Consider the following 11,574-nt stretch of genomic DNA (forward strand, 5'->3'; position numbering starts at 1 on the left):
CAGTAGATAGCGCAGGCGGCTTGAACAAAGTGATACCCACAATATCCCGCACGGGGCCACTTTCACCAGAGGTTTTGGTGCCGCGCCTGGGCGACAGCCTGGTCGAAAAAGGCCTGTTGACCCAGGCCCAACTGCAGCAGGCCCTGGCCTACCAGAAAGAGCGGCGTGGCGAGGGCGAGCGTGTGCTGCTTGGCCAGGCCCTGGTGGACCTGGGGCTGATCGACCGCCAGAAGCTGGACGCGGCGGTGACCGAGCAGATCGCCCAGCTGCAGGAAGCCCTGCACCAGAGCAACCTACTGCTGGAGCAGCGCGTGCAGGAACGCACGGCCGAGCTGCAGGAAGCGCTGAACAAGCTGACCGAGCTCAACCGCATGAAGAATGACTTCATCTCCAATGTGTCGCACGAGCTGCGGACCCCGCTGGCGCACATGGTGGGCTATATTGACCTGCTTTCGGCTGAGGCGCTGGGCACGGTGACCGATGATCAACGCTCGGCCTTGGGCGTGCTGGAGAAATCGTACAAGCGGCTGGCCAGCTTGATCGATAACCTGCTATTCCTCTCGTTCGATACCGCTGAGACCCTGCATCTGGAGCCTAGGCCGGTGGATCTGGTGACCCTGTTCGGGCAGGTGATCGATCAGTACCAGGCGCGCGCCAGCAATGAGAACATCAGCCTGACCCAGGATGTGCCCCCCAGCCTGCCGCTGGCCCAGGCCGACATCAACCGACTGGAGTGGGCGCTGGGCCAGCTGGTGGACAATGCCCTCAAGTTCAATTCGCGGGATGGCCGCGTACATATCAACGCCCGCCAGGAAGGCTCGCGCATCGAAGTGGCCGTGGCCGACACCGGCATTGGCATCCCTGCGGACAAGCTGCAGGAGATCTTTGAGCCCTTCCACCAGCTGGATAGCTCCAGCACCCGCCGGCATGCCGGCACCGGCATTGGCCTTACGCTGGCCCGGCGCATCATCGAGGGGCATGGGGCCAGGCTGCTGGTGGAATCACTGCCGGGCAAGGGTTCGCGCTTTTCGTTCAGTCTACCGGTGTCGGCAGCAGCATGAGCGAGCCGCCGCGCAACACGCTGCCTTTAAATGAATTGCAGGCCGTGTATGCCATCAGCCGCGTCGTAACCGAGACGCTGGATGTGGATAAGGCGCTGGCTGAGATCGTGCGTCTTTCCCGCCCGGTGTTCATCTTTGATAACGCCGTGTTGTACCTGGCTAGCGAAAGCGGCGCCCTGGAGCCGGCCTTCGCCCGCGCCATCGGCCGCGGGCGATCCTCTGAGGCTGACTCGGCCTGGGGCGAGGCGGCCGGGTTCGCCGCCTTCCGCGAGGCTCAGACCGTGGTCACCCAGCCGGAGCCTGACCCGGGCGCCGACCGCCTCGAGCAGCGCTCCTTCCTTGGCTTGCCGCTGCTGGCGGGCGGCAGCGCCATCGGGGCGCTGGTGTTCGTGCGCTTTGGCGGGCCTACCTTCACCAAGGCCCAGATCAACCTGGCGCAGTACATTGCGGCCCACGTCACCCAGGTGCTGGAGCATCGTCGCCTGGTGGAGCGCATCGGCAGCCTGGAGGCTGAGCGTCGTTTGAGCCAACTGCAGTCAGACTTCATTGCCACCGTATCGCATGAGCTTAAGACCCCGCTGGGCTTCATCAAGGGCTACTCCACCACGCTGCTCCGGCCAGACGCCAGCTGGAAGCTGGAAGACCAGAAAGAGTTCCTGACCATCATTGACGAGGAAGCTGACCGCCTGGTGGAATTGGTGGACAACCTGCTTGACTCCTCACGGCTGCAGAACGGCAGCCTGGATATAGACATTCGCCCAGTCGATCTGGCGGCGGTCATCGAAGAGAACATCGAGCGCCTGCGCGTGCGCTTCCCGGCGCTGGACATTCGCTGGGCGCCGCCCAGCGAAGACAGCACCGTGGAAGCCGATGCGCGCCGGCTGGGCCAGGTGTTGGAGAACCTGGCCAGCAACGTCGCCAAATACGCCGTCAATGGCCCGCTGCAGATCGGCTTGCAACTGAGTGACGATGAGGCCACCTTGACCGTTAGTGACAGCGGGCCAGGTATTCCGCCGCAACACCGCGAGCAGGTGTTCGAACGCTTTTATCGTTTGCCTGCCAGCAAAGAGCTGGCGCGCGGCAGCGGTTTAGGGTTATATATATGTAAGCAGATCGTTCTTGCGCATGGGGGCGAGATCAGCCTGGTTAAGACAAAGGGCAGGGGAGCTGAATTCATCATTCGCTTGCCGCGGCATACGCGCGTACCGCTGGCTGAGCACAAAGAGGGTACAAAATGAATGAGCGCATACTAATTGTTGACGACGAGCCACGCTTTGTTCGCCTGATCGAGGCCAACCTGCAAACGGAGGGCTATCAGGTGCTCAAGGCTTCCAACGGCAGGCAGGCGGTGGAGGAAAGCGCCGCGCACAAGCCGGACATGGTGCTGTTGGACGTCATGATGCCGGAGATGGATGGCTTCCAGGCTTGCGCCCGTATCCGTGAATTCTCCAACGTGCCCATCATCATGCTGACTGCCAAGGGCGATGAGGACCAGCGCATCAAGGGGCTGAACCTGGGGGCTGACGATTACATCGTCAAGCCGTTCTCGGCCGGCGAAATGCTGGCGCGGGTGCGCTCGGTGCTGCGCCGCGCCAAGACCGCCTCGCAAGAGGCGGGCGAGACGGTCTTCACCCGTGGCAACCTGCAAATTGACTTTGCGCGGGCTGAAGTGCGCCTGGAGGGCGAGCTGGTCTCGCTCTCGGCCACCGAGTACCGCCTACTGCTCCAGTTTGCCCATGCTGCCGGGCGCATTTTGACCGCTGAGGATCTGTTGCGCAACGTGTGGGGCGAGGAGTACAGCGAAGAGAAAGAGATCCTGTGGGTCAGCATCTCGCGGCTGCGCCAAAAGCTGGAGAAGGACCCCAAACAGCCAGAAATGATCGTTACCCACTCTGGTGCAGGGTACTCAATGCCCTAGACGTATTGATATTTGCATAGGAGATCGCTGACCCATGTTGCCATCCAGTGAGCGGGGCTTTAGGCCACACATCAGCACGCTGCAATTCCCGGTCATTATTCAGACCCAGCACAACCGCATCCGCGGCCACTTGCATGCCCGCGAGAATGAGCGCATCAAGGATGCGCTCAACGCCACCGAGCCGTTCATCGCCCTGACCCACGTACGCATCTATGACATCAACGGCGAGCGCGAACTGAGCGCCAGCGACTTTCTGGCCCTCAACCGCACCAGCATCATCTGGGTCATCGAAGACCGCGGCGGCTAACCACTCTCACAGGCGGCTAACGCCCCAGGTACCAAAACGCCCGCAGCGGCTAAAGCGCCACCGCAGGCCGCTGAACGCTGCCGCAGGCAGCGTATAATGCCGTTATGAGTCAGGACCAGGCCATTCAGCTGCGCTCCAAGATCATCGGCGTGCTGCTGCGCGATGCACGGCTGGCCGCCGGCAAGTCCCTCAAACAGGTCGCCGATGTCATCGGCCTCTCGAGCGGCACGCTGAGCGCTGTCGAGCGCGGCGCCAACTCGCTCTCCCTGCCGGAGCTTGAGCTGCTCGCCTTCTACCTGCGCATCCCCATCGATCATTTCTGGAACGAAGACATCGTCTCGCAAGACGTCTCGCCCGCTGACACCATGCAGGCTGAGAGCCTGCTGGCGTTGCGCCACCGCACGGTGGCGGCGCTGCTGCGCCAGGGGCGCAACCAGAAGAACCTGAGCCAGAAAGAGCTGTCCGACCGCACCAACATCTCGCCCAGCCGCATCCGCCGCTACGAGAGCGGCGAGACGCCCGTGCCGCTGCCCGAGCTGGAGGTGCTGGCCGCAACGCTGGGCTATCCACTTGACAACTTCACCGATAGCAGCGGGCCGGTGGGCCAGTGGATCACTCAGACCAAGGCGTCAGCCCAGTTCGATGAGTTGCCGCGCGATATGCAGGAATTCCTCTCCAACCCAGACAACCGCTACTATGTCGAGTTGGCCCAGCGCTTGAGCGATATTCCCGTCGAGCGTTTGCGCGCCCTTGTCGACACGATCAACAACATCGTGAACTGATCTCTTCTTACAATTCTGTAAGCCCTAAGACCTCTAGTCACCACCTATACTGACCTTGCACTCCTGTTAGCAAGGGTGAAAAGATAATGGCGATTGTTGTTCCTGGTGATATTGACAGTTCGCGCCCAAGCAGTATATTTGCGCGCTTGCATAAATCCATAAACACTGGGGGATGATATGGCGGGGTCTACGACTGGTTCACTGCCATCAATTGAGGGGAATGACCGTAGTTCAATCCGACTATTGCTTGTAGAAGACAACCCGGGCGACGCGCGCCTGATCAAGGAAATGCTCAAAGACGTTTCCAATATGGAATTGCGCATTGAGCATGCCGCAACGCTAAAAGATGGCTTGCAATATCTGGGCGACCCTGAGCTGCCGTTGGATGCAGTGTTGCTGGACCTGGGCCTGCCTGACAGCCAGGGCTTTGACACGTTCACCAAGGTGCAGGAGCTGGCCCAGGCCTTCACGGTGATCATTCTCAGTGGGCTCAACGATGTGGACATGGCCCTGCATGCCGTGCGCAACGGCGCGCAAGACTATCTGGTCAAAGGCCAGATCAGCGGAGAGCTCCTGCTGCGCTCCATTCGCCATGCCATTGAGCGGGATGAGGCTGACCGGTTGCTGCGTGAAAGCCGGGAACGTTACCAAAGCCTGGTGGACATGATGCCTGACGCCATCATGGTGCACCAGAATGGGCTGGTTGCGTTCGCCAATCCGGCCGCGGTCAAACTGCTGGGGGTAAGCACTCCTGACGCGTTGGTGGGTACGCCCATGATCGATCTTGTGCATTCGGAGTTCAAGGAGATCGTGGCTGAGCGAATTCGTTCGGCCGAGGCTGGCCAAAGCCAGTCTGTGCTGGAGCAGAAGTTTGTGCGCAGCGATGGCAGCGTGATTGACGTCGAAGTGACCGGCTGCCCCTTCACCTTCGAGGATCAGCCAGCCACCCAGATTATCTTCCGCGATATTACCGAGCGCAAGCAACGCGAGCGTGAGATCGAGGCGGTGGCTGCAGTCAGCAGCAGCCTGCGCCTGGCGCGCAGTGTCGATGACATTCTTCCTATTATTTTGGCGCAGGCGATTGCCTCTGTCAGCGCCAATTCAGCCACTATCACGCTGGTACAACCCGAAACGGGCGACCACCTGATTGTCTTGGGGCAGGCGGATTATCCGCTGCCCGTAGGCCAGGTCATTCCCGCCGGAAAGGGGCTCACCAGCCGGGTGGTGGAAACTGCTCAACCATACTTGAATAACAATTTAAAGACTAAGCCAGACGATGAGATGATCAAGTTCCCGGAGATCCGGCGCACCAACGCGTTGGTCATCGTGCCGATCACAGCCGAAGATCGCGTGATCGGCACGCTGGGACTAGGGCGCGAGTTGCTGATCGAGCAAAACGATATCCGCGTGTTGAGCGCCATTTGTGATATCGGTGGGGCGGCCATCCACCGCGCCAGCCTGTACGAGCAGACCGAGCGCCGCCTGCAGCACCTGCGCAGTCTGCGCGAAATTGACAACACCATCGCCACCAGCCTGGATCTCAAACTCACGCTGGATATGATCTTGAGCCAGGGCATTGCCGAGCTGCGCGTGGACGCCGCTTCGATTCTTCTGCTGGATGCGGAGCAGCTGCTCAGCTTTGCCGCCGGGCTGGGGTTCAGGACCGATCGGATTGAGCAGGCGCGCATCAAGTTCGGCGATGGTCTGGCCGGCAAGGCCGCCAAAGAACGCACCATCGTGGAGGCGGCCGATCTGCGGGCTGACCCGCAACGCCTCAACTGGTCCGCGCTGGCCCAGGCCGAAGGTTTCCTCAGCTATTACGCCGCGCCGCTGATCGCCAAGGGTCGCGTCATCGGCGTGCTGGAAACATTCCACCGCAGTGTGGAGCCGCGCGATGCCGAGTGGAAGGATTTTCTGCTCACCCTGGCAGGCCAGGCTGCCATTGCCATCGATAACGCAGCATTGTTCAACGACCTGCAGACCTCCAATGAAAGCCTGCGTGAAGCCTACGAGCGCACGATCGAGGGCTGGGCGCATGCCCTGGCGCTGCGTGATATGGAGACGATCGAGCACAGCCGCCGCGTCACGGAAATGACGGTGCGGCTGGCTCAAGCCTTGGGCGTGGCCGAAGAGCAGCTGGAGCATGTGCGCCGCGGCGCACTGCTGCATGACATCGGCAAGATGGCTGTGCCCGATCATATTCTGGGCAAGGCTGGCCCACTGGACGATGAAGAATGGGAGATCATGCGCCGCCACCCGGTGTACGCCCGCGATATGCTCACCGCCATCAACTTCTTGTATCCTGCGCTGCCCATCCCGCTCTATCACCATGAAAAATGGGATGGCAGTGGCTACCCCGAAGGCTTGCAAGGCCGTCATATTCCGCTGGAGGCGCGCATCTTTGCCATCATTGATGTGTGGGACGCCCTCACCTCCAACCGTCCGTATCGCGATGCCTGGCCTGAGGAGAAAGTGGTCCAGCACCTCCGAGAGCAGGCCGGTAAGCACTTTGACCCAGCCATTCTGGATGCTTTTTTTACCCACATCCTTAAGCGCAGCTAAGCCGACGCGGGCATTGCGAGCCGTCTATGTATAATGGGGTTGATGGCTCCCGCCGTCTTTTCCCTTCGTTCTGCAACTGAAGAAGATCGCAGCCGGTTAGCCAACCTGCTGCATTTTGAGACATATGTACACCGCCATCTGGATTGGCGGCGTCCTCTCGATTGGCTCGGCCATTCCCCTTTTTTGATCGCCGAGAACGGCGGCCGCCTGGCCGCCGCCCTGGCCTGCCCACAAGACCCTCCCGGGCTGGCCTGGATCCGCCTGTTTGCCGCCATGACCCGGGTGGACATTAACGCCGCCTGGAACACACTGTGGACGCAAGCGCGCCAGGAACTGGCGCAAGCCGGCGCCGAGCAGGCCGCAGCCATCCCGCTCAATGATTGGTTCGTGCAGCTTCTGACAAGCTCGGGATTTGCGCACATCCAGAACGTGGTCGTGCTGGATTGGGCCGTGGGCCAGGCAATCCTGCCTTCCAACCCGCAGCTGCAGATCCGTCCCATGCAGGCGGAGGACTTGCCCGCGGTCTATGAAGTGGACAAGGCCGCCTTCATGCCCCTGTGGCAGAACCCACTCGCCGCCCTGCAGCACGCCTACCAGCAGGCCGGCTTTGCCACCGTGGTGGAGCATGAAGCCCGCATCGTTGCCTACCAGATCAGCACACACAGCGCCCAGGGCTTGCACCTGGCGCGCCTGGCTACGCACCCGGGCATGCAGGGGCGCGGGCTGGCAGCGGCCCTGGCCACCGATCTGCAGCGCTACGCCCAAATCCGCAAGGAAGCCCGCTTGAGCGTCAACACACAAGATAACAATATGCCGTCACTGGCTTTGTACAAGAAGCTGGGTTTCGAATTTACCTCGGAGCGCTTTCCGGTGTACCAGTACATGTTTGGCGCATCAGATTAATTCAAAGTAAAAGGCGTGCCGTCTGTGAAAGGCGGTACGAATCTCTGCTACACTGAACTTACCCTTACCCTGTGTTTTGGAGGAACGAAAGATGGACAGAAGTGCCCGCCAAGCCCGCTTGGAACGCCGCCGCGGCGCCGAACGCCGTGGCCAGATGAAGTGGGTTCTTTACATCGGCATTGTAGCCGTGGTGATCGCCGGCATGCTGATCTACGCCAGCCGCGTGCGCAGCGCCCCCGAACGCACCTATCTGCAGCCCAATGGCCTCAGCCTGGGCGACCCCAATGCCCCGGTGCAAATGGTTGAATACGCAGACTTTCAGTGCCCGCACTGTTACAACGTATACCTGGGCGCTGAAGATGAACTGATCGAGACCTATATCGACACCGGCCTGGTGCACTTCACCTACCGCCCGGTCGGCTTCCTCGGCCCCGAGTCGGACTCCTCGGCCGCAGCCGCCTTCTGCGCGGCTGAGCAGAATCAATTCTGGCCTTATCACGACACATTGTTCGCCAACTTCTCGCACAGCAACGCTGGCGGCTATTCCCAGAGCCGCCTGGTATCCATGGCGGATAGCGTGGGCATGGATGTGGCCGCTTTTGAGCAGTGCATGAATGATGGTACCGGCATGGCCGGCATGCAAGCCGCAGTCAACGAAGCGCGTGCCAATGGTGTGAATGGCACGCCCGCCTTCATCATCAATGGCACCCTGCTGGGCGGCTCACAAACCTTTGAGCAGCTTTCAGTGGCCATTGACGCCGCGCTGGCCGCTTCCGGCAACTAGCGCAAGCTTCTGGAAAATCAAAGAGCGCCCGTCAGGCGCTCTTTTTATTTATCAGCAAATGGTCATGGAGCTGTGCTCAGGCCCAGCGCGGTCATGATCGCCACGATCAGCGGGGCGATCAGCAGGGCAGGCAGAAAGTTGCCCACGCGGATCTTCTTGATCTCCAGCAGGCTGCTGACCGCCACGCCCAGCAGCAGGATGCCGCCCACCGCGCTCATCTCGGTGATCATCGCGTCTGAAAGCAGGGTTTGCGCCTGCTGGGCCAGCAGGCTGATGCCGCCCTGGTAGAAAAGGACGACCAGGGCGGAGAACAGCACGCCGATCCCCAATGTGGAAGCGAACACAATACTGGCGAAGCCATCCAGCACGGCTTTGATCGCCAGCAGCTCGTAATTGCCTGACAGGCCGTCTTGAATGGAGCCGAGGATCGCCATCGGCCCGATGCAAAACACCAGCGAAGCGGTAAGGAAGCCGCGCACGAACATGGCGCTGCCGCCCTCGGCGTTGGCGGCGAAGCGTTGCTGCAGCCAGGCGCCAAAATTCTCCAGGCGGTCTTCCAGCGCCAGCAGCTCGCCCAACACGCCGCCCACCAGCAGGCTGACCAGCACCAGGATCACATTTTCGCTCTCCAGCGAGAGGCGCGCCCCGATCGAGAGCGTGAACAGGCCCAGGCCGGCTACGATGGTCTGGCTCATTCGCTCCGGAAAGCGCGCCCCAAAGAACAGGCCCAGCGTGCCGCCGATGAGCACCGTGACAATATTGATAATCGTTCCGAGCATCGGGGCATTATACGCTGGGGCATGCTTCACCCAACAGCTAATCGTAAGGTCAGCGACGGCTGACCTTACGATTAGCTGTATATAATCCCCGCAAATGGCAAAGCCCAAGACCCCGCGCACCGTTTCGCCCGCCTGGTGGGTGCTGTATGGCCTGCTGTGCGGCCTGGGGGTCACCGGCTTGCTGCTGTTCCTTACCACCCCGCCGCGCGGCACAGCCATCCCGCTGCAGACCGAGGGCGGGCAATATGCCATGCTGATCCCGATCACATCCGCCACGCGTACACCCTTGCCCACCGCCGGCCCGCTGTTGGTCAACATCAACACCGCCAGCCTGCAGGAGCTTGAGCTGCTGCCCAACATTGGCCCCAGCACCGCCCAGGCCATCGTGGCCTATCGTGAACGCCACGGCGCGTTTAATGCGCTGGATGAATTGCTGAACGTGCCGGGCATTGGCCCCAAGACCTTTGAAGGCCTGCAGGGCTTTATCATCCTTGAAGACGAATGAAAATCCCGCTGCTGGAGCGCTACCGTGCGCTCATCGACCTGCCGGCGCACACTCGCAGCATCAGCCTGTATGAAGGCGATACGCCGCTCATTCCCGTGCCGCGCCTGGCCCAGCAGCTGGGCGGCGGCTTTGATCTATATGTGAAATACGAAGGACTCAACCCCACCGGCTCGTTCAAAGACCGCGGCATGACCGCCGCCGTGGGCGAGGCGGCCGGCCGCGGCGTGCAGACCGTCATCTGCGCCTCCACCGGCAACACTGCCGCCAGCGCCGCGGCCTACGCCGCCCGCGCCGGCCTGCGTGCCTTTGTGCTCATTCCGCAGGGCAAGGTGGCGGCTGGCAAGCTGGCCGGCGCGCTGGCTTACGGGGCGCGCGTATTGCAGATCAAAGGCTCGTTTGACGACGCGCTGAGCTTGGTGGTCGAAGCCAGCCAGCGCACGCCGGTAGCGCTGGTGAACTCGCTCAACCCGCACCGCTTGCAAGGGCAGAAGACCGCCGCGTTCGAGATCATCGAAGAGCTTGGCCGCGCTCCGGACTGGCTGTGTTTGCCGGTTGGCAACGCCGGCAACATCACCTCGTACTGGATGGGCTTCACGCAGTATCACACCCTGCACAACAGCGGCTTGCCCGCCCTGCTGGGCGTCCAAGCCGCCGGCGCTGCCCCGCTGGTGCTCGGCCACGCCGTCGAGCAGCCCGATACGGTGGCTACCGCCATCCGCATCGGCAAACCGGCCCGCGGCGAGCAGGCGCTGGCCGCCGCTCAGGAGTCCGGCGGGTGCATCGTCGCCGCCAGCGACGATGCCATTCTGGCCATGCAGCGCCAGCTGGCGGGCGAGGGCATCTGGGTCGAACCGGCTTCCGCGGCCGGTTTGGCCGGCCTGGCCGCCGAAGTGGCGGCTGGCCGCCTGGACCTGCGCGGCAAGACTGTCGTGGCGGTCTGCACAGGCCACGGCCTGAAGGATGCCGATATCGTTGCCAGCCAATTCACGGCGCCGCGCCCAGTGGTCGCCAACTTGGAAGCCTTGGTGCGCGAATTGGGCCAGGCATGAAAGTCCGCGTAAGCGCCCCCGCCAGCACCGCCAACATCGGCCCGGCCTTCGATTGCCTGGCGCTGGCGTTGGACCTGTGGAACGAGGCCGAGTTCGAACTGGGCGGGCAGGGCTTGCATATCCATGTGGAAGGCGAGGGCGCCGAGCGCCTGCCGCGCCACGAGCGCAACCTCGTCTACCGCGCCGTGGCGCGTGTATATGAAGAAGTGAGCCAGCCCGCACCGACGCACATTCGCATCCGCTGCCACAACAACATCCCGCTCGGTTCCGGCCTCGGCTCCAGCGCCGCCGCCAGCCTGGCGGGGCTGCTGGGCGCCAATGCCCTGCTGGGCAACCCGCTCAAGCCAGAATTAGTAATGCGTCTCGGCGCCGAGCTGGAGGGCCACGCCGACAACCTGGCCGCCGCCCTGTACGGCGGCCTGGTGCTGGTCAAGCACACCGAGTGGCGCACCACCGCGCAAGCGCTGGAGTGCGCTGCGTGGCAGGCCGTGTACGTGTTGCCGGCCCAGCGCCTCAGCACTCGCGCCGCCCGCGCCGCGCTGCCCAAGAAGGTCAGCCTGGCTGACGCCGTGTTCAACATGGGTAACGCCCTGGCCGTGCGCGAGGCGCTGCGCACTGGCAGCTTGCCCGCCCTGGCCGAGGCCATGCAGGACCGCTTACACCAGCCGTACCGCTTGCCACTGCTGCCCGGCGCAGCGGATGCACTCGCCGCTGCCCAGCGGGCGGGAGCCGCCGCTGGGCTCTCCGGCGCCGGGCCGGGGCTTATCGCCTTCGTCGAACCCGGCCGTGAGCAGGTCGTGCTGGCGGCCATGCTGGCCGCCTTGCAGGCGCACCAGCTGGCTGCGCGGCACTTTTTGCTGCGCAGCAGCACGCAAGGGGCGCAGGTCAGCGCGGCGTAGCTCGCTGCGGCCTCGGGGGTGTATG

Annotated in this window: 12 protein-coding genes; 11 read left to right on the forward strand and 1 reads right to left on the reverse strand. The window is 62.6% G+C overall.

Features of this window, described 5'->3' with window-relative positions:
• Window positions 1-77 precede the first annotated feature (77 nt).
• The 8 genes from KIT08_07485 to KIT08_07520 all read left to right on the forward strand — a co-directional run bounded on the left by KIT08_07485 (window position 78) and on the right by KIT08_07520 (window position 8,317).
• The gene (locus KIT08_07485; protein UYN88935.1) at window positions 78-1,061 is read left to right on the forward strand and encodes an ATP-binding protein; all 984 of its coding nucleotides are present in this window, start codon (window positions 78-80) and stop codon (window positions 1,059-1,061) included.
• Window positions 1,058-2,299 carry a GAF domain-containing protein gene (locus KIT08_07490; GenBank protein ID UYN88936.1) on the forward strand — a complete coding sequence of 414 codons (1,242 nt, stop codon included), beginning with the start codon at window positions 1,058-1,060 and terminating at the stop codon, window positions 2,297-2,299. Before KIT08_07485 ends, KIT08_07490 begins: the two co-directional genes overlap by 4 nt.
• Window positions 2,296-2,979: a response regulator transcription factor gene (locus KIT08_07495; GenBank protein ID UYN88937.1), complete on the forward strand. Its 684-nt coding sequence runs from the start codon at window positions 2,296-2,298 to the stop codon at window positions 2,977-2,979. The genes KIT08_07490 and KIT08_07495 overlap by 4 nt, the downstream gene beginning before the upstream one ends.
• Before the next feature lie 34 nt (window positions 2,980-3,013).
• A complete protein-coding gene (locus tag KIT08_07500; GenBank protein ID UYN88938.1) occupies window positions 3,014-3,286 on the forward strand; it encodes a hypothetical protein in 273 nt (90 codons plus the stop codon).
• 104 nt (window positions 3,287-3,390) lie between these two features.
• A complete protein-coding gene (locus tag KIT08_07505) occupies window positions 3,391-4,068 on the forward strand; it encodes a helix-turn-helix domain-containing protein (protein ID UYN88939.1) in 678 nt (225 codons plus the stop codon).
• A gap of 243 nt (window positions 4,069-4,311) precedes the next feature.
• Window positions 4,312-6,630, forward strand: coding sequence for a GAF domain-containing protein (locus KIT08_07510; protein ID UYN88940.1), 2,319 nt, complete (start codon window positions 4,312-4,314; stop codon window positions 6,628-6,630).
• A gap of 42 nt (window positions 6,631-6,672) precedes the next feature.
• Entirely contained in the window at window positions 6,673-7,533 is an 861-nt protein-coding gene (locus tag KIT08_07515; GenBank protein UYN88941.1) for a GNAT family N-acetyltransferase, read from the forward strand.
• Between the two features lie 91 nt (window positions 7,534-7,624).
• The gene (locus tag KIT08_07520) at window positions 7,625-8,317 is read left to right on the forward strand and encodes a DsbA family protein (protein UYN88942.1); all 693 of its coding nucleotides are present in this window, start codon (window positions 7,625-7,627) and stop codon (window positions 8,315-8,317) included.
• Between the two features lie 62 nt (window positions 8,318-8,379).
• On the opposite strand, the gene KIT08_07525 is transcribed toward KIT08_07520, so the two are convergent.
• The gene (locus KIT08_07525; protein ID UYN88943.1) at window positions 8,380-9,096 is read right to left on the reverse strand and encodes a DUF554 domain-containing protein; all 717 of its coding nucleotides are present in this window, start codon (window positions 9,094-9,096) and stop codon (window positions 8,380-8,382) included.
• 250 nt (window positions 9,097-9,346) lie between these two features.
• On the opposite strand from KIT08_07525, the gene KIT08_07530 reads away from it, so the two are divergent.
• The 3 genes from KIT08_07530 to thrB are packed head-to-tail and all read left to right on the forward strand — an operon-like array spanning window position 9,347 to window position 11,549.
• Complete coding sequence (locus KIT08_07530; protein ID UYN90796.1) at window positions 9,347-9,601, forward strand: helix-hairpin-helix domain-containing protein; 255 nt, start codon at window positions 9,347-9,349, stop codon at window positions 9,599-9,601.
• Window positions 9,598-10,650, forward strand: a complete 1,053-nt coding sequence (locus KIT08_07535) for a threonine synthase (GenBank protein UYN88944.1) — start codon at window positions 9,598-9,600, stop codon at window positions 10,648-10,650. The genes KIT08_07530 and KIT08_07535 overlap by 4 nt, the downstream gene beginning before the upstream one ends.
• Window positions 10,647-11,549, forward strand: coding sequence for a homoserine kinase (gene thrB / locus KIT08_07540; protein ID UYN88945.1), 903 nt, complete (start codon window positions 10,647-10,649; stop codon window positions 11,547-11,549). The genes KIT08_07535 and thrB overlap by 4 nt, the downstream gene beginning before the upstream one ends.
• Window positions 11,550-11,574 lie beyond the last annotated feature (25 nt).

It is taken from the genome of Anaerolineales bacterium, from assembly GCA_025808555.1.
In the GTDB taxonomy this organism is placed as follows: Bacteria; Chloroflexota; Anaerolineae; order Anaerolineales; family UBA11579; genus JAMCZK01.